Source organism: Sulfurospirillum arcachonense DSM 9755, assembly GCF_000597725.1.
In the GTDB taxonomy this organism is placed as follows: domain Bacteria; phylum Campylobacterota; class Campylobacteria; order Campylobacterales; family Sulfurospirillaceae; genus Sulfurospirillum_A; species Sulfurospirillum_A arcachonense.
This window is the reverse complement of sequence record NZ_JFBL01000007.1, coordinates 102,186-120,292: the sequence shown is the minus strand read 5'-3', so window position 1 is coordinate 120,292 and position 18,107 is coordinate 102,186. Positions and strand designations below refer to the sequence as shown.

Below are 18,107 nucleotides of genomic sequence, written 5' to 3'. Positions count from 1 at the left end.
TTGTTATAATGCTAAGCTTTATAATTATGTAAGAGGATTTTATATTGAGTAGCAATACATTAAAAGAAGAAATTTTAAAATTAAAAGAAGATTTAGACGTTACTATAGTGGCGCATTTTTACCAAAAAGATGAAGTTTTTGAATTGGCTGATTTTACAGGGGATTCTTTAGAACTTGCAAAGTTTGCTGCACGTGATAAAAACCCTAATTTAGTATTTTGTGGAGTAGGTTTTATGGGGCAAAGTGTAAAAATCCTTGCCCCAAACAAAAGAGTTCTTATGCCTAAGATGGCATGCTGTGCTATGGCCAAAATGATAGATGTGAATTATTATGATGATAATGTAAATATTTTGCAAAAGAGTGGAATAAAAAAAGAAGATATTATGCCAGTAACTTATATCAACTCCTCTGCTGAAGTAAAAGCAGCTGTAGGGAAAATGGGTGGATATGTGTGCACAAGCTCGAATGCAAAAACTATTATCACAAAAGCATTACAAAGTGGCAAAAAAATACTTTTTGTACCAGATCGTTGTTTAGGCCAAAATATAGCAATAGATATGGGGTTAAAATCTTGCGTGGTAGGTGATGGAAGTGATCCTAAAGCTGCTGATATTATTTGCTATAATGGTTTTTGTTCAGTGCACCAGCTTTTTGATGTCGAGGATATAGAATTTTATAGAGAAAAGTATCCAGATATTTTAATTGTAACACATCCTGAGTGTAAACCAGAAGTATGTGCAGCGTCAGATTTTGTTGGCTCAACTAGTCAACTTATTAAATATATAAAAGAACTTCCTGTTGAGCAAAAAGTAGCCGTTGGAACGGAATATAATATGGTTAATAGATTAAGAGAAAAAAATACGTATGTCTTATCTTCTTCTAAACCAGAGTGCCCAACTATGAATGAAACTCGATTAGAAGATTTGAGAGATACTCTTTTATTGATTAAAAAAGGTGACTATGAGGGTGAAATACTTATTAGTGAAGAGACAAGAAAATATGCTTTTGAAGCATTAAATAGAATGTTTGAGATATAAATATGATAAAACGTTTCGTTAAAAAAGCATTACAAGAAGATATTGGTCGTGGAGATCTATTTTATTTAGTTGGTAGTAGTAAAAAAGCAACCGCAAAGATAATTTGCAAAGATAGTGGAGTTTTAGCAGGTGTTACTTATGCAAAAGCTCTCTGTAAAGTTGAAAAACTGGTGTATAAATTCCATAAAAAAGATGGTGATATTTTAGAATATGGTGATGTAATAGCTACTCTCAAAGGAAAATCAAAAAAGCTTTTGATGTGTGAAAGAACTATCTTAAATCTTTTACAACACTCTTCAGGAATTGCAACAAATACAAATAAATATATACAAGCTTTAAATGGTACAGAAGTAAAAGTACTTGATACAAGAAAAACAAGACCAAATTTAAGAATATTTGAAAAGTATTCCGTAAGATGTGGTGGTGGTAATAATCATCGTATGGGGTTAGATGATTGTTTGATGATAAAAGATACACATTTAAAAACAATTGAAAATTTAAATAGTTTTATTATAAAAGCAAGAACAACATTGCCTTATACAACAAAAATAGAAATAGAGTGTGAAAGTATAGAATTTGCAAAAGAAGCAATGGCTTGTAATGTAGATATGATTATGTGTGATAATATGAGCATTGAAGAGATTAAAAAAGTTGTTACATGTAGAGATGATATTGCTCCTCATATCCTTTTAGAAGCTAGTGGCAATATAACACATGACACCATAGAATCTTATGCAAGAAGTGGTGTTGATGCTATTAGTAGCGGAAGTTTAATCCACCAAGCAGTTTGGCTTGATTTTTCTATGAAGATAACGCATAAAGAAAAAGAAGTTTAAAGGGAGTTTATGGCTGACGATCAGGAAAAAACAGAGGAACCCAGTTCCAAAAAGATTGAAGATGCCAGAAAAGAAGGAAATGTTCCTAAAAGTCAAGACACTAGTAGTTTTGTGACACTCGTTGTTGCAATTGGTGCTTTTTTAGCACTGTTCCCTTTTATAAAAGAGAGGATGTTTGGTTTATATAGATTTACTCAATCCTTTGTAGGTGTAGATTTAGATAAAAATACTGTTCATATTGTAATGATAACAATTTTTCAAGAGTTTGCTCTTATGATTTTGCCTTTAGCAGCTATAGTAGCAATTTCAGGTGTTTTAGCCTCTGTTATGCAGTTTGGTTTTATAACTACTACAAAACCGCTTATTCCTGATTTGAAAAAAATTGATCCAATTAAGGGTATAAAAAATCTTATAAGCATGAAAAAATTAGTAGAGTCTATAAAAACTATAGTAAAAGTGGGACTTGTTTTAACTGTTGCTTATTATTATCTGTTTGATTTTGTTCATGAGTTACCTTCAGTTATCTTTTTCCCTATTTATGATCAGCTTTTATGGCTAAGAGATAAAGCTTTAATTTTAATTGCTGTGATGTTGATGCTTTTTTTAGGCTTGGCCTTGTTTGATCTATTTTTTGTTAGATACAATTATTTTAAAGATTTACGTATGAGTAAACAAGAAATAAAAGATGAATATAAGCAGATGGAAGGTGATCCCCAAGTAAAAGCACGTATTAGAAGAGTGCAAATGGAAATGGTTAAAAAAAGAATGATGCAAGATATACCTAGTGCAGATGTTGTTATAACAAATCCAACTCACTTTGCAGTAGCAATTAGATATGATACAGAAAAAGAGAATGCACCAAAGGTTGTGGCAAAAGGGGTTGATCACTTAGCATTGAAGATAAAAGAGATAGCAAGAGAACACAATATTCAAGTTGTTGAAAATCCTCCATTAGCTAGAGCATTGTATAAAGAGTGTGAAATAGAAGATATGATACCAGAAACTCTTTATAAAGCAGTTGCTGAGGTACTTGCTTTTGTGTATAGAAGTTCTCAAAAAGATAGGAACTAATATGGAAATTATAAAAAAAAGTTGGGATAAAATTTTAGTTTTATTTTTATCAATCTTAGTGGTATATTTATCTGTATTTTCTAATATAGATGAGAAAACAGACAGTAGGATTGATATTTCTTTTAAACAAGCAGTAAGCGTTTTTGCGAGTGCTAAAGCGTTAAATGCAGCAATATCTTTAGTGCAAGGAACTGAAGTAGGACCTCCTGGAGTTACTATAACCATAGGAGAAGTGTTAGATCCTATTAATGATTTAGTTGAACAATTTTCTTGGGTAATGTTAGCTTCTTTAACGTCATTAGGGATACAAAAAATTCTTATGAATATAGTTACATGTAATGGTTTTGATATAGTACTGATTTGTATTTTATTTATGGCAAATGTAGTTTATTTTTATAAGGATAAACTCAAAGGAAGGTTATTTTTTAAATTTACTTTTGTTTTGATTTTTTTACGATTTAGTATTCCTTTTATGAGTTATGCTAATGAATATGTTTATGTAAATTTTGTAGAACAAGAATATAGTGTAAAAGTATCTCAAAATATAGTGCATAATGCAAAAGAAAAAATAGATAAGTTTGATGATAGCAAAGCAAGTTATTTTTCATCTTCATACTATAAAAAGAAACTTTTAGATTTTGAGAGACTTATAGAAAGTACTGGTCAACATATAGTTGATTTGATAATTATTTTTTTATTTCAAACTATTTTGTTTCCTCTACTATTTTTGTTTGTTTTATATAAGTTCGTTATCTATTTATTTAACTTTAATTTGTAGAATAACCTAAAATTTATACTAAGTTAAGTATACTAACAGCTTTTAAATAGACGGAGTTTACATGTATAAAAAAGCATGGGATAAAATTATAAGTGCAAGACACACTGTTATAGTTTCTCATGTACATCCAGATGGAGATACGATTGGTTCTAGTCTAGGTTTGTATAGTGTTTTGAAAAAAGTGGGATGTAGGGTTTCATTATTTAATGAGACTAAAGAAGAATTACCAAAAGAGTTTGATTTTTTAGAAGGTTACTCTAAGATACAAAATAAACTTCCTAAATCTTTTGATTTGTTAGTAAGCTGTGATTGTGGAAGTTTAGATAGATTGAAAATCAAAAAAGGTGATTTTGAAATTATCAATATAGACCATCATAAAAGTAACGAACTTTTTGGTGATATTAACATAGTATTACCTGAAGCTTCTAGTGCTGGTATGGTTGTGTATAAACTTTTAAAAGAAAATGATATTGATATTCCAAAAGAGAGTGCAATATCACTTTATACATCCATAGCTGAAGATACAAATTTTTTTAGATATGGTGGAGTTGATGAAAAAACTTTTGAAGCAGCAGCAGAGCTTATTCGATGTGGAGCAAATGCACAAGAGATAGCACAAAAAGTAAAAAGTAGACAATCTTTAGCAAAGATTAGATTAATAGCCTATATGTTGAGTAATTTTGAGTTACATGTAGATGCTACTATAGCTTCAATCATATTTGATAAAAAGATTTTAGAAGAGACTGGAGCAAAAAGAAGTGATACTAAAAATATTATTAGTATGTTAAGAGATATAGCTAATGTGAAAGTAGCATTGATGGTTTTAGCCCAAGATGAATTTTGTAAAATTTCATTACGTTCAGATGGAGATATAGATGTATCCAAAATTTCTATTATGTATAATGGCGGTGGACATAAGGGTGCAGCGGGTTTTAATGTGAATAGTAGTGATACAAAAGCTACATGTAAAGAGATAACAGACCAAATAAAAGCACTATAAAAGATTTATTGCTTTTATTTATAAAATGAAGAAAATTAAATGATAAATTTTGTTCAGTAAACAGGAGATAGGTAAATGAGAAGAAAAAGAAGTTCATCAGGTATTATAATTATGATTTTGTTAATTTTACTTACAGCATTATTAGCATATTTATATAACTCTAAAATTTTTGAAAGAAATGTACCTAGTGTGGAACTGTTAAAAAAAATAGATTGGAATTTAAAGAAACCAATTGCAGTGAAGATAAGTGATGAAAGTGGTATAAAATTTGTAAGAGCAACTTTGAGTGATGGTAAAAATAGTATTGTACTTTTGAAAAAACTTTTTGAAATATCACAAGAAGAGTTTACTCTAAATATAGAGTTTCCAAGAACAGGCTTTGTTAGTAATAAAAAACATTTTGAACTGACGATAGAAGCTGTAGATTCAAGTAAATGGAACTTTTTTTCAGGAAACAAAGCAGTTAAAACATCTATTATAAATGTAGATACAAAAAGACCAGAATTGTTTATTGTGAATAATTCCTATAAGATTCTTAAAGGTGGAGTTGCTACTGTTGTATTTAAAGCAAAGGATGAAAATTTAAAAGAATTATATATACAAACAAATTTTGATAAAAGATTTTACCCAACACCTTTTTATAAAGATGACCATTATGTTTCACTTTTAGCTTGGCCAAGTGATAAAAAAAATTTTAAAGCTACAATTATTGCTCAAGATAAAGCAGGTAATATTTCAAAAAGTAGAGTAAGATTTTATTTAAAAGGGAAAAAGTATAAGGTTTCAAAATTAAAATTAAGTGACAATTTTTTAAATGGCAAAATTGCAGATTTGGCTGAAGAAGAACTTCCTTCAGCTAAAAGTATGGATAAAATTGAAAGATTTAAATATGTCAATGAAGATTTAAGAGATAGTAATGAAAAAGTTATAGAAGAGGTAACTTCTGAAGTTCCTACTGAAAAAATAAATGGTTTTAGTTTAAAGCCTTTTTATCCTTTAAAAAATGCAGCAGCAGTTGCTAGTTTTGGTGATCATAGATTTTTTAGTTATGAAAAAAAGCAAGTAAGTGAATCGTATCATTTGGGGTTAGACTTAGCAAGTACTGCAGAAGCTGATGTTATTGCCTCAAATTCTGGTACTGTTGTTTTTGCAAAGTATAATGGCATATATGGAAAGAATATAATTATTTCTCATGGTTTAGGTGTGTATTCTTTATATGGGCACAATTCAAGCTTTTTAGTAGACGAAGGTGAAAATGTTAAAGCTGGTCAAGTTATATCAAAAACAGGAGTTACAGGACTTGCACTTGGAGATCATTTACATTTTGGAATATTGGTTCAAGGAGTTGAAGTTAGGCCAGAAGAGTGGATGGATAAAAACTGGATGAAAGATAATGTTTTTGATGTTATGAAATCAGCAAAAAAGATTATAGATAGATGATAGTAAAACAAAAGAATTTACGTGTTTTTCACATAAATATTGATAATAATGAGAGTTTCCTTGAATATTTTAATAAAAATAGAGTATTATTAAAGGAATTCTTTTTGCTTATAGATGGTGAAGTAGATGAGCAAGTAGTAATTTTTTTAGAACATGAGGGTGTTTGTTTTAAAGATATTAGTAATTGTTCATTAAAATTGTCAAGTGTGAAAAAAGATGTTGAGATACCTGTTCAAGAAGAAGAACCTAAAGAACAAGAGCAAAAAGAGGCAATCTCAAAAGTTATTTCAAAAGATAAGTTAAAGGTATTTGATAGACCAATTCGTTCTGGTGAAGAGATAAATGAAGATTTACCAGTGGTTGTTTTTGGACGTATTAATAGTGGAGCAAAACTTTTTTGTACACAAAGTGTTTCAGTATATGGCACAATAGATGGTTTAGTTCAATGTGATGGAGATTATATTGTACTAAATGGCATTGGAAATCATGGGAATGTGATTTTCAATGGAGAAATTATAGAAAAAGAGAGTTTAGTACAAGATAAGTTACAAAAAATAACTTATAATGGTTCAAAAGTAGATATAAAGGAAATTTAGAGGTGAGACAAACTACTGTTGCTAAAAAGGTTGAGAGTGTTGGTATAGGGCTACATAAGGGTGAGCCTATAAAAATAACATTAGAGCCATTAGAAGCAAATAGCGGTATAGTTTTTTATAGAACTGATGTGGGGATGAGTGTAAAAGCAAGTCCTGAAAATGTAGTCAATACAAATAATGCAACAGTCATAGGCGATGGACAAAACTATATATCTACAATAGAACATTTACTCTCAGCGATATATTCATATGGAATAGATAATATATTAATCACTTTAGATAGTGCAGAAGTTCCAGTAATGGATGGTAGTGGAATTAGTTTTTGTATGATGTTAGATGAAGCTAAGATGAGAGAATTAGATGAGAATAAAAGTGTTTTAATTATCAAAAGAGAAGTCGAAGTTGTAGATGGTGAGAAATTTGCAAGAGTAAAACCTTCACGTAAACCAATATATAATTTCACTATTAACTTTACTCATCCTATTATCGGAAAACAAGATTATCAATTTGAATTTAGTAAAAAAGCGTATATAGAAGAAATTGCGCGTGCTAGAACATTTGGATTTTTAAAAGATGTACAGTATTTAAGAAGTAAAGGTTTAGCCCTTGGAGGTTCACTTGAAAATGCTATTGTTCTTGATGATAAGAAGATTTTAAATCCTGAAGGATTAAGATTTCCAAAAGAGTTTGTAAAACATAAAATTTTAGATGCTATTGGAGATTTAGCACTTTTAGGAGCTCCTGTTGTAGCTGATTATGAATCATATGCAGGGAGTCATAATTTAAACCATTTACTTACTAAAGAGATACTTAAAGACCCAAAAAATTATGAAGTAAGGGATTTCGCAAAAGTAGATGATTTAGCATACATAGAGGTGTTCGCATAAAATCGGTAGTAGATATTGTTGTTATATCTTTAACTTCACCACTGCAAGTGGGTATATATGAAAATAATATATTGATTAAAAGTATATGTAGTGAGCAACAAACGAGTGAAGCCTTGCCTTTAATATTTAAAGATATACTTGAAGAGTTTACATGTAAAAGAATTTTCTTTGCAAGAGGTCCTGGTAGTTTTATGGCTATTAAGATAACTTATATACTTTTAAGAACTTTATCCATTGTAAAAGGTATTGAACTTTTTGCTACAGATGGATTTAATTTCAATCAAAATAGTCCTATAAAAGCTATGCGAAAAATGTATTTTGTGAAAGAAGATGAACTAATAAAAACAGAATTTATTGAAGATGAAATAAAATGTGATTTTTATCTTCCACAAAATTTGAAAATAGAAAATTTTAGTAAAGATATAGAACCATTATATATCTTGCCAGCAGTTTAAAGGGGTTTAATGCGTATAAAGGTACCAGCAACAAGTGCAAATTTAGGACCAGGTTTTGACTCTCTTGGTCTAGCAATATCATTATATAATTACGTAACTATTAAACCGTATTCTTGCCAAAGTGTCTCTATAAAAGGTGAAGGTGAAAATAGATCACGTTTAAAAGTAAATAATATATTTGTATCTATTTTTAATGAAATTTATCAAGATTTAGTAGGAAAAAAAGATAATTTTAGATTTGAATTTGAAAATTATATACCTTTTTCAAGAGGATTAGGAAGTAGTTCAGCAGTTATTGTTGGGGCAATTGCAAGTGCGTACCATATGGCAAATGTTAAAGTAACAAAACAGAGTGTTTTAAATAAAGCTCTTGAATATGAAAGTCACCCAGATAACATAGCTCCAGCAGTGTATGGTGGATTTACAACTTCTGTTATTGATGAAGGTGTTGTAAAGACTTTAAAAAAAGATTTACCTAAAAATATCAAAGTAGTGATGGTTATACCTGATCGTGCGATGTCTACAGCACATTCTAGAACACAACTTCCAAAATCTTATTCAATGAAAGATGTAATTTTTAATAGTTCACGTGTTGGTTTAATGAGTGCAGCATTTTTTAGTGAAAATTGGGAACTTTTAAGAAGTGTAAGTAAAGATAGAATTCATGAGAACAGAAGAATGAAAAAAATGAAAGAACTGTTTGAAGTAAGAAAAATTGCATTAGCAAATGGAGCTTTAATGAGTACATTATCCGGAAGTGGGTCATCTTTTTTTAGTATGACTTATGAAAAAAATGAGCAAAAGTTGATTGAAAAATTAAAAAATAGATTTGAAAATTTTAAAATTGTATCATTTGATTTTGATAACCTCGGTTATGAAATAATCGAAAGTTAAAAAACAGTTTAATTTTGGTATAATCATGTGCAAATTAAAAAAACCCATACGAATGTGTATTATCTGTAGAGGACGATTTGAACAAAACACTCTAACCCGCTTTCAAATAAATAATGGAAAAGTAACCCAATTTTCAAAAGTAGGTCGTAGTTGTTATATGTGTTTAGATTGTTTTAAACTCGATGAGAAACGCATAGTACGAGTAATAAATAGTAAATTTAAATTAAAATATAAAAAATTAGAAGAGTTTGGGGATTTTTTCTCAAGCAAAGTGCGAGAGCACAATTAAGGAGACTGGACCATATGACTAAGGTGCGTATACACGAAATAGCAAAAGAGCTTGGAATTAAAAGTAAAGAAGTTGTTGAAAAAGCAATGGATTTAGGATTAGAAGTAAAGGCTGCTTCTAGTGCTGTTACTGAAGAACAAGCCGAAAAACTTATGAATTATGTTTTAACAGGCGTAAATGAGAATGATAAAACAGCTAATCCAAAAGTTGAAAAAATAGTAGAAGAACCTAAAAAGTCTGAAGAAAAACCAAAAGAAGAATCTATAAAAGCTGTTAAGACAGTAGAAAAGAAAGTAGATCAAACAGTTAAAGTAGAAACTGAGCCAGTTAAAACCTCTCCTAAAGTTGAAGAACCAAAAGTAGAAGTTCCTGTAGAAGAGCCTAAAAAAGAGAGTTTAGCAACCGCTAGTGTACGTAAACGTAGAGGTTTAGTAATTGTTAAAAAGAAACGTCCAGAAAAAGTTGTAGAGAGTCCAAAAGATTTTCCATCTCCATATGCTAAAAAGAAAAATTCACAAACTTTAGAATCTGTTCTTGGAAATAGTAGTGAAGCTGTAAAGAAAAAGAAAAAAGTAAAAAAGACTCCTGCAGAGAAAAAAACTTCAGCTGAGAAGATAGATATTGCATTTAGTGATATGGCAGATATTAAGATGGACTTGGAAGATAATATGGTAGTTTTACCAGATTTTTCTGTTAAAATTGAGCCTAAAGTAGAACAAAGAACTAAAAAGAATAGTGATCCATCTCAAATTAGAACTACAAAAAGACCTAGTTTTATCCAACCGCAAGGTATTAAAAGACGTGGAAGAAAAAAACGTGTTAAAAAACAAATAGATACTGATAATGTAGTTGTATCTTCAATAGAAATTCCTGAAGAGATTCGTGTATATGAATTTGCTGAGAAAATTGGAAAACAAGTTAGTGAAGTTATAAAAGAGCTATTTTTACTAGGTATGATGGTTACTAAAAATGATTTCTTAGATAAAGATTCTATAGATATTTTAGCTGAGACTTTTGAAGTTGAAGTAACTACAATCGATGCTCAAGAAGAGTTTGATTATGTTGGAGCTTATGAAGAGTCAAATGATGAAGATTTAATAGAACGCGCACCAATTATTACTATTATGGGGCATGTTGATCATGGTAAAACGTCACTTTTAGATTATATTAGAAGTTCAAAAGTAGCAAGTGGTGAGGCTGGTGGAATAACTCAGCATGTTGGTGCTTATATGGTAGAAAAAAATAGTAGAAATATTACATTTATAGATACTCCAGGTCATGCTGCTTTTACTGAAATGAGAAGTCGTGGTGCACAAGTAACTGATATTGTTATTGTTGTTGTTGCTGCAAATGATGGTGTAATGCCTCAAACAATAGAAGCAATTGAACATGCACGTGCAGCAGAAGTTCCTTTTATCATTGCTATGAACAAAATGGATCTTGAAGCGGCTAACCCAGATATGGCAAAAGCAGGTCTTGCAGAAGTGAATGTAACTCCAGTTGATTGGGGTGGAGAATATGAATTTGTTGAAGTTTCAGCAAAAACAGGAAAAGGTATTGATGATTTATTAGAAGTTATTCTTCTTCAAGCTGATTTATTAGAATTAAAAGCAAATCCAAATAGAGAAGCAAAAGCAACTGTAATTGAGAGTTCAGTAGAAAAAGGTCGTGGTCCTGTTGCTACTATTGTAATCAATGAAGGAACTCTTAGAGTAGGTGATACTATTGTTGCAGGTACTGGTTATGGTAAAGTAAGAGCCTTACTTGATGATTTAGGAAAACCAGTAAAAGAAGCAAAACCAGGTGAGCCTGTTGTTGTTTTAGGTTTAAGTGAAGTACCAGGTTCTGGTGAGCATTTAGTAAGTGTACAAAATGATAAAATAGCTCGTGAATATGCGCAAAAACGTGCAGATTATTTACGCCAAAAAGAGTTATCAAAATCTACTAAAGTAACTTTAGATGAGTTAAGTTCAAAAATTGCTGAGGGTGCTATTAAAAACTTACCAGTTATCTTAAAAGCAGATGTTCAAGGTTCTCTTGAAGCTATTAAAGGCTCTTTAGCAAAAATTAAAAATGATGAAGTGCAAATAAACGTTATTAGTTCTGGTGTTGGTGGAATTACTGAAAGTGATGTTGCTTTAGCTGAAGCTAGTGAAAATTGTGTGATTTTAGGATTTCATGTTCGTCCTACTGGAAGTGTTAAAGAAAAAGCAAAATCAAGTGGTGTTGAGATAAAAACATATAATATTATTTATGACTTGATTGATGATGTAACAGGACTGGTTTCTGGATTACTTTCTCCTGTTATAAGAGAAGAGAATATTGGACAAGCACAAGTTAGAGAAGTATTTTCTGTACCAAAACTTGGTTCAATCGCAGGTTGTATCGTAACTGATGGATCAATTAACCGTGGTGTTAAAGTTCGCCTTATTCGTGAAGGTGTTATTGTATATGAAAGTACAGTATCTTCATTGAAGCGTTTCAAAGATGATGTGAATGAAGTGAAAAAAGGTTATGAATGTGGTATTGGAATTGATGGTTTTAATGATATTAAAGTCGGAGATTTCATTGAAAGCTTTAAAGAAGTAGAAGAACAAGCTAAATTAGAAGTATAAAACGTGAGTGAAAAAAGTATAAAACTACAAAGAACAGAGAGTGTTTTGAGGGAACTTATCCCTGAAGCACTTTCTACTTTAAATGATGAGATGTTACGAGGACTTTGCGTTATAGATGTAGAGTGTACTCGCGGAAAATATGATGCTACAGTTTATCTTGATAAAATGATGTTTGATGAAGAAGAAAAAAAATATATTATAAACCATCTAAGAAAAGTTAATTCCGTTTTAAAAACTTATTGTATGCAGAGTGAAGGTTGGTTTAGATGTCCCAATTTTAGATTTAAATTTGATGATAAATTAGAAAAACAAAATCAAATGGATGCTTTGTTTGAACAAGTTGCAAAAGAATTAAAAAAGGGAAATAAAGATGACAACTAAAGAAACTATTGTAAATATTCTTCATGATTGTGATGTTGAACTTTATGACCTAGAAACTGTAAGTGAATTTGAACAAAAGATTTTTAGAATTTATATAACAAGTCCAGAGGGAATTAGTTTAGATAAATGTGCAGAAGTAACCCGTATACTTTCTCCAATTCTAGATTTAGAACCACCAGTAAATGGTGTTTACACTTTAGAAGTGAGTAGTCCAGGAATTGAAAGACCACTAAAAAAAATTGAGCATTATAAAGGTTCAATTGGCCAAGATATTAAAGTTAAGCTTATAAATACTGATAAAATTATAGGTAAGTTGGAATCTATGGAAGATGGAAAAATAACAATTATTGAAGAAGATGGTGAAGTGACAACTCTATCTCTAGATGATATAGAAAAGGCTAGAACTTACTATAAATGGTAAACATAGACGAATATTTTATGCAACTTGCCCTTGATAAAGCGTGGGCTTATCAAGGGTTGACTTTTCCAAATCCAGCTGTCGGTACAGCAATAGCAGATAAAAATTCAAATCTTATAGCAACAGGTGTTCACCAATTTGCAGGTTTACCTCATGCAGAAGTAAATGCTATAAAAAATGCTTATCTAAAAATTTCACATGATACAAATATAGAAAATATAGTTAACTCTCACGAGATACATGATTATTTATTAAAAAATCATAATGGAATTTTTAGTGATAAAACTATATATGTCACACTTGAGCCTTGTAATCATATAGGAAAAACACCAGCTTGTTCACAGCTAATAAAAGAGTTGAAATTTAAAAGAGTTGTAATAGGCTCGTTAGATATAAATAAGCAAGCAAGTGGTGGAGTCAAGACTTTAGAATCTGCTGGAATTAATGTTGATATAGGTATATTAAAAGAAAAATGTGATGAATTATTAGAGTCATTTAGTATATGGCAAAAAGATACTTTTGTCTTTTTTAAAATAGCAATGAGTAAAAACAATGTTATCGACGGTGGCATAATTACAGGAAAAGCTTCAAGAACTCATGTTCATGCCTTACGTGACAAGTGTGATTTACTTGTTATTGGTGGTAATACAGTACGAGTTGATAGACCTACCTTAGATGCTAGGATGGTCAATGGTAAAGCACCTGATGTTTTAATTTACTCAAAAGAAAAAAACATCGATAAAAATATACCTCTTTTTAATATAAAAAATAGAGAGGTATTTATAGAAGATAATTTAGATAAAATAAAAGAGTATAAATTTGTTATGATAGAAGGTGGTTTTGGAATGTATGAAGCTATTAAAGATATGGTTGATTATATTTTAGTATATCGTTCAAGTTATGAGAAAAATGGCAATAAAATTACTCTAGAACAAAATCTTAAAGAATTTTTTAGTATGCCTATTGAAAATGATACCTTAACATGGTATAAAAAGACATGGAGAATTTAGTCTTATTTGAAATAATTGTTTTTTTTGGAGCAGGTTTAGCACATGGCATATTAGGATTTGGTTTTCCTATGGTCGCAACTCCTCTTTTATCTATCTTTTTAACTCTTAAAGAATCTGTTCTTTATACACTTTTCCCAACGATGATTGTCAATGCTAATGTAATAAAAAAAAGTGGGAATTTTAGAGAAGTTTGGCAAGAGTATTGGTTACTTATACTTTTTGTTCTTATAGGAAGTTTTATTGGAACAAATTTTCTTATTGTATTTTACAATGATGCGTATACTCTTATTTTAGCTTCAGTAATACTTTTATATTTAAATACAGGTCATATGAAATTTTCTCTTTATGAGAGTATACAAAAAAATCCAAAACTACTAATGATTAGTTTTGGATTCTTCAGTGGGATTGTAAGTGGACTTGTAAATATAATGATTCCAGTGCTTATCATTTATATAATAGAAAGTAAAATACCAAAAGAAAAGTCCATTATTGTAATGAATTTTTGTTTTTTTATTAGTAAAGCAATTCAAATAGTTATATTTGGTATATATGGAAGTTTTTCTTCAAAGTTTTTATTACTTATGATACCGATTGTAACAATCTCTTTAATTGGATTATTTCTAGGATTAAAAATTAGAGCTAAGCTTGATGAAAACTTGTATGCAAAGATATTACGGCTTAGTTTATGGATTCTCTCTTGTTACCTCATAATTAAATTTTTTATAAAATAATATAAGTAAAAACAATAATTATTTATAATTAATTGTTTTTTATTAAAAATGATTAATTATATCTTGATTATTAATCATTCATAGTATATAATAATTTACTTTAGATAGGAAATTATTATGAAGTATCTATTAGATTTAGAAAAAATCGTTACTATAAATTCATATACGCAAAATAAAGCTGGTGTAGATGAAGTGAGTCAAATTATGTCTGGATGGTTAGAAGAGTTAGGATTTAAAACAATTACTTATAACAGAGAACTTATAGGTGATCATCATTTACATGTAAGCCCGAAAAAAGAAAATTTACCAAATATATTGCTTTTAGGACATAATGATACAGTTTTCCCAAATGGCTATTTTGAAGGATTCAGTGAAGACGATGAGTATATTTATGGGCCAGGTGTCTGCGACATGAAAGGTGGAAATATAGTTGCACTTGAAGCACTTAGAAATATATACAAACAAAATCAAAAAATAACAAATATTGATTATTTATTAGTTTCAGATGAAGAGACAGGTAGTGATGATTCTTCTCTTTTGACTTCTTCATTAGCAAAAAATTATGATTACTGTTTTGTATTTGAAGCTGCAGGAGAAAAACTTGAATTAGTAACTGCAAGAAAGGGTGTAGGAAGATATATTATAAGAGTTGAAGGAAAAGCATCTCATGCTGGTACTTCATACCAAAAAGGAATTAATGCAAATCTAGAAGCTGCATATAAACTTCAAGAGTATTCAAAACTAATGGATTTTGATAAAGGGACTATTGTTAACGTTGGGAAAATTGAAGGGGGAATAGGTATCAATACAGTATCTCCTCATTGTGAAATGATGATGGAGTTTAGATTTAATACTGAAGATGAAAAAAAACGTATTATAAAAGAAGTAGAAAGAATTACAGATTTTTCATATGTGGCTGGAACAAAATCAACTGCAAATTGTGTAATTCAAAGAAATGTTATGCAAGAGAATAAAAAACAGTTTGAGTTAATAAGACTTTTTGAAAGACTAATTAACGAAAGAATATATACACAAAGGAGAGGTGGTGTAAGTGATGCTAATATAATGGCACACATGGGAGTTACAACTCTTGATGGCTTCGGTCCTTTTGGTGATGGGGATCATACAAACAATGAAAGAGCATTAAAAAGTTCGTTTATTCAAAGAATAAAAATGATGACGACTATTCTAAGCTATTTTCAAAAGACCAATATATAAATGAGGTTGTTATGTATAAAAGAAAAATTGGGATGTGGTTATATTCAAATGGTGGTGGAGCTGTTATTCAAGAAAAAATAGTAAAAAAGCTTCGAGAAAGAGAAATCCAAACAATTACTGATTTAAATTTAAGAAATGCTTTAGCAAAAAATAAAAATATAGTTTGCAATGATGTTAATATGAATCAATTAGATCTTTATTTTTCTTATAATGCAGGAGAACAAACACAATACCAAATGTATTTGTATAAGGCATTAAATAGAATAATCCCCACTTTAAATTCTTATGAATCATTTGAATTAACAGAAGATAAATTTCAAACTTCTTTTTTACTTAGTAATAATGGCATAAAAACAGCAAATTATAATTTATGTCATAGAGATGATATTCATTATTTACAGTTTTTAATTGCAAATTGGAAAAAGATGGTATATAAACCTACAGATGGTTGGGGTGGTGTAGGCCTTACTAAAATAGATAGTCAAGAAACATTAGATATGGTAATGCCTTTTTTAAATCAAATGGATTTAAGGTACTTTTATGTTGAAAAATTTATAGATTACGACAATACAGATTATAGAGTAGATGTTGTTAATGGAAAATTGGTGGGTTGTTATGGAAGACGTGCTGGAATAGGTGATTGGAGAACAAATATTACAAGTGGAGGTTCTATTTTTAAAAGAGAATTGAATGATGAAGTTGCTAATTTGGCACTTCAAGCAGCCAAAATAGCAGGTTTGGATATAGCTGGAATTGATATTATATATGATAGAGAACATGAAGAATATTTAGTATTAGAAGTCAATGGTATCCCTGCATTCGCAACACCAGAACAAGAGAAAATGGGATTAAATTTTAATGATAAAAAAATAGATTTGATAGTTGATTTAATAGATAAAAAAACTCAAAAAGCGATACAAAAAGAAAGGATATTTGATGAGCAAACAGAAGTTGCCTAAATTAGGATTTTTATATTTAGATTATGTTTTAAGATTTTTTGATCAGTCAAATTTTAAGGGCTGGCCAGACCCTATAGAAAGTGTTATATACCATTGGAAAAATGATAAAAATAGATTTATAAAAGAAATGAAAAAAAAGAAAATAGATATATTAATAGGAAATATTCCAGCTACTGCGTATGATACTTTTGTTCAAATTGCAAAAGAATTACCACATGTTAGATTTGTACCATCCATTCAAACACAATTTCCAAATAAATCAAAAGAAAATGTGACTCTATTTTGTAAAAAATATAATCTTTCTACACCTAAAACAAAAATTTTTTATAATAAAAAAAAGGGTTATGAATATTTGAAAAAAAAGGCAAAATATCCGCAAGTAATAAAAAGAAGTTATGGTCCATCAAACTATGGAGGATATTATGTTCATAAAGTTAATAACTATAAAGAAGCTCAAGAATTAATAGAAAAAAGAAAATATAATCCTATATATACACAAAATGCAATTAGTATGAAGAATTCCGGAGATTTAAGAATAATGTTAATAGGGCACAAGCCTATATGTGCTTTTTGGAGATATTCTGCTAAGGGAGAATGGATAACAAATACTAGTCAAGGTGGAAGTATGAGTTATGAAAATGTTCCTATGAGTGCACTTGAACTTGCAGTTGAAACAAGTAAGGCAGCAAAAGCAGAATTTTGGGCTTGTGATATAGTTATTGATAAAAAAACAGAAAAACCCTATATCTTAGAGTGTGCAACTGCATTTGCAGCTTTTCCTTACATAAGAGATTGGATTTGTCAGTATTTGATGTGGGATTTTTCTAAGGGGGTTTTTCCAAAACCTCATGTTCCTCTTTATTCATGGGAAGAGTTAGGTAAGATTGATTCTAATTTGTTAAGAACAATGAGATATATTGGGTTTAGTAGATATAAACCAAGTTGTGATGGAACATATTTTATTAAAGATATAAATGATACGTTTGATATGGAGATAGCTGAACAAAGTCAAGAATATGATATGCCAAAACTTGTTGAACCTAAAGATTTACCAATAGAAGATGAGTTATTAAAAGAGCATGATAATCAAGAGGTTTGTGTGATGAAAAAAATAAATTTAAATGAGGCAACTTTAACAGATATAATGACCCTACATGGGATGGAAGAAGATTTGGCGATTGAAATTTGTGAGTATGCTAAGTGTAATATTTTAACAGATACTTCTGATTTACTTGATATTGAATCTATTGATGAGCATATGATTTTGATATGGGATGAAAGTTTAGATGACATGAGATATAATATTAATAAGGTTGACAGTGAATCGTTAAAATCAATTAAAGGTATAGGCGTAAAGTTAGCAAAACTTATTTTAGATAAAAAACAAGAGTTAGGGAGATTTAAATCTATCGATGAATTAAGAGCAATAGAAGGAATTGGCAAAAATAAAATTTGTGAGATGAAATCAAGATTTAAAATAGGAGAATAAACT

General features: G+C 29.7%; 18 protein-coding genes. All 18 read left to right on the top strand.

Features of this window, described 5'->3' with window-relative positions; genetic code table 11:
* The first annotated feature begins 44 nt into the window (after window positions 1-44).
* Window positions 45-1,037 (top strand): quinolinate synthase NadA, encoded by a 993-nt coding sequence (gene nadA, locus K354_RS0107245; RefSeq protein WP_024954839.1) that lies wholly within the window; start codon window positions 45-47, stop codon window positions 1,035-1,037.
* Window positions 1,038-1,039: 2 nt separating this feature from the next.
* Window positions 1,040-1,873, top strand: coding sequence for a carboxylating nicotinate-nucleotide diphosphorylase (nadC, locus tag K354_RS0107240; protein WP_024954838.1), 834 nt, complete (start codon window positions 1,040-1,042; stop codon window positions 1,871-1,873).
* A 9-nt stretch (window positions 1,874-1,882) separates the two neighbouring features.
* Window positions 1,883-2,944, top strand: a complete 1,062-nt coding sequence (flhB, locus tag K354_RS0107235; protein WP_024954837.1) for a flagellar biosynthesis protein FlhB — start codon at window positions 1,883-1,885, stop codon at window positions 2,942-2,944.
* Window position 2,945: 1 nt separating this feature from the next.
* Window positions 2,946-3,722, top strand: a complete 777-nt coding sequence (locus K354_RS0107230) for a hypothetical protein (RefSeq protein WP_024954836.1) — start codon at window positions 2,946-2,948, stop codon at window positions 3,720-3,722.
* Between the two features lie 61 nt (window positions 3,723-3,783).
* Window positions 3,784-4,722 carry a DHH family phosphoesterase gene (locus K354_RS0107225; RefSeq protein ID WP_024954835.1) on the top strand — a complete coding sequence of 313 codons (939 nt, stop codon included), beginning with the start codon at window positions 3,784-3,786 and terminating at the stop codon, window positions 4,720-4,722.
* A 75-nt stretch (window positions 4,723-4,797) separates the two neighbouring features.
* Complete coding sequence (pgp6, locus tag K354_RS0107220) at window positions 4,798-6,162, top strand: peptidoglycan metallopeptidase Pgp6 (protein WP_024954834.1); 1,365 nt, start codon at window positions 4,798-4,800, stop codon at window positions 6,160-6,162.
* Window positions 6,163-6,266: 104 nt separating this feature from the next.
* Window positions 6,267-6,758, top strand: a complete 492-nt coding sequence (locus K354_RS0107215; RefSeq protein ID WP_245600586.1) for a septum site-determining protein MinC — start codon at window positions 6,267-6,269, stop codon at window positions 6,756-6,758.
* Between the two features lie 2 nt (window positions 6,759-6,760).
* On the top strand, window positions 6,761-7,645 hold the full coding sequence (gene lpxC, locus K354_RS0107210; protein ID WP_024954832.1) for a UDP-3-O-acyl-N-acetylglucosamine deacetylase: 885 nt from the start codon (window positions 6,761-6,763) through the stop codon (window positions 7,643-7,645).
* Between the two features lie 71 nt (window positions 7,646-7,716).
* Window positions 7,717-8,100, top strand: a complete 384-nt coding sequence (locus K354_RS0107205) for a hypothetical protein (protein WP_245600585.1) — start codon at window positions 7,717-7,719, stop codon at window positions 8,098-8,100.
* A gap of 9 nt (window positions 8,101-8,109) precedes the next feature.
* A complete protein-coding gene (gene thrB / locus K354_RS0107200) occupies window positions 8,110-8,994 on the top strand; it encodes a homoserine kinase (protein ID WP_024954830.1) in 885 nt (294 codons plus the stop codon).
* A gap of 303 nt (window positions 8,995-9,297) precedes the next feature.
* Complete coding sequence (infB, locus tag K354_RS0107195; protein WP_024954829.1) at window positions 9,298-11,898, top strand: translation initiation factor IF-2; 2,601 nt, start codon at window positions 9,298-9,300, stop codon at window positions 11,896-11,898.
* Between the two features lie 3 nt (window positions 11,899-11,901).
* Window positions 11,902-12,279 carry a 30S ribosome-binding factor RbfA gene (gene rbfA, locus K354_RS0107190; protein ID WP_024954828.1) on the top strand — a complete coding sequence of 126 codons (378 nt, stop codon included), beginning with the start codon at window positions 11,902-11,904 and terminating at the stop codon, window positions 12,277-12,279.
* Window positions 12,269-12,700: an LSm family protein gene (locus K354_RS0107185; RefSeq protein WP_024954827.1), complete on the top strand. Its 432-nt coding sequence runs from the start codon at window positions 12,269-12,271 to the stop codon at window positions 12,698-12,700. The genes rbfA and K354_RS0107185 overlap by 11 nt, the downstream gene beginning before the upstream one ends.
* Entirely contained in the window at window positions 12,694-13,707 is a 1,014-nt protein-coding gene (gene ribD / locus K354_RS0107180) for a bifunctional diaminohydroxyphosphoribosylaminopyrimidine deaminase/5-amino-6-(5-phosphoribosylamino)uracil reductase RibD (RefSeq protein ID WP_024954826.1), read from the top strand. The genes K354_RS0107185 and ribD overlap by 7 nt, the downstream gene beginning before the upstream one ends.
* The gene (locus K354_RS0107175) at window positions 13,695-14,438 is read left to right on the top strand and encodes a sulfite exporter TauE/SafE family protein (protein WP_024954825.1); all 744 of its coding nucleotides are present in this window, start codon (window positions 13,695-13,697) and stop codon (window positions 14,436-14,438) included. The genes ribD and K354_RS0107175 overlap by 13 nt, the downstream gene beginning before the upstream one ends.
* A 117-nt stretch (window positions 14,439-14,555) precedes the next feature.
* Window positions 14,556-15,656 carry a M20 family metallopeptidase gene (locus K354_RS0107170; protein WP_024954824.1) on the top strand — a complete coding sequence of 367 codons (1,101 nt, stop codon included), beginning with the start codon at window positions 14,556-14,558 and terminating at the stop codon, window positions 15,654-15,656.
* Between the two features lie 11 nt (window positions 15,657-15,667).
* The gene (locus tag K354_RS0107165) at window positions 15,668-16,615 is read left to right on the top strand and encodes an ATP-grasp domain-containing protein (protein WP_024954823.1); all 948 of its coding nucleotides are present in this window, start codon (window positions 15,668-15,670) and stop codon (window positions 16,613-16,615) included.
* A complete protein-coding gene (locus tag K354_RS0107160) occupies window positions 16,593-18,104 on the top strand; it encodes a helix-hairpin-helix domain-containing protein (protein WP_037940437.1) in 1,512 nt (503 codons plus the stop codon). Before K354_RS0107165 ends, K354_RS0107160 begins: the two co-directional genes overlap by 23 nt.
* Window positions 18,105-18,107 lie beyond the last annotated feature (3 nt).

Bases quoted from the DNA above. Each gene is read 5' to 3' on its own strand.
- nadC (WP_024954838.1), top strand. From the start codon at position 1,040: ATGATAAAACGTTTCGTTAAAAAAGCATTACAAGAAGATATTGGTCGT.
- flhB (WP_024954837.1), top strand. From the start codon at position 1,883: ATGGCTGACGATCAGGAAAAAACAGAGGAACCCAGTTCCAAAAAGATT.
- K354_RS0107230 (WP_024954836.1), top strand. From the start codon at position 2,946: ATGGAAATTATAAAAAAAAGTTGGGATAAAATTTTAGTTTTATTTTTA.
- K354_RS0107225 (WP_024954835.1), top strand. From the start codon at position 3,784: ATGTATAAAAAAGCATGGGATAAAATTATAAGTGCAAGACACACTGTT.
- pgp6 (WP_024954834.1), top strand. From the start codon at position 4,798: ATGAGAAGAAAAAGAAGTTCATCAGGTATTATAATTATGATTTTGTTA.
- thrB (WP_024954830.1), top strand. From the start codon at position 8,110: ATGCGTATAAAGGTACCAGCAACAAGTGCAAATTTAGGACCAGGTTTT.
- infB (WP_024954829.1), top strand. From the start codon at position 9,298: ATGACTAAGGTGCGTATACACGAAATAGCAAAAGAGCTTGGAATTAAA.
- K354_RS0107185 (WP_024954827.1), top strand. From the start codon at position 12,269: ATGACAACTAAAGAAACTATTGTAAATATTCTTCATGATTGTGATGTT.
- ribD (WP_024954826.1), top strand. From the start codon at position 12,694: ATGGTAAACATAGACGAATATTTTATGCAACTTGCCCTTGATAAAGCG.
- K354_RS0107175 (WP_024954825.1), top strand. From the start codon at position 13,695: ATGGAGAATTTAGTCTTATTTGAAATAATTGTTTTTTTTGGAGCAGGT.
- K354_RS0107170 (WP_024954824.1), top strand. From the start codon at position 14,556: ATGAAGTATCTATTAGATTTAGAAAAAATCGTTACTATAAATTCATAT.
- K354_RS0107165 (WP_024954823.1), top strand. From the start codon at position 15,668: ATGTATAAAAGAAAAATTGGGATGTGGTTATATTCAAATGGTGGTGGA.
- K354_RS0107160 (WP_037940437.1), top strand. From the start codon at position 16,593: ATGAGCAAACAGAAGTTGCCTAAATTAGGATTTTTATATTTAGATTAT.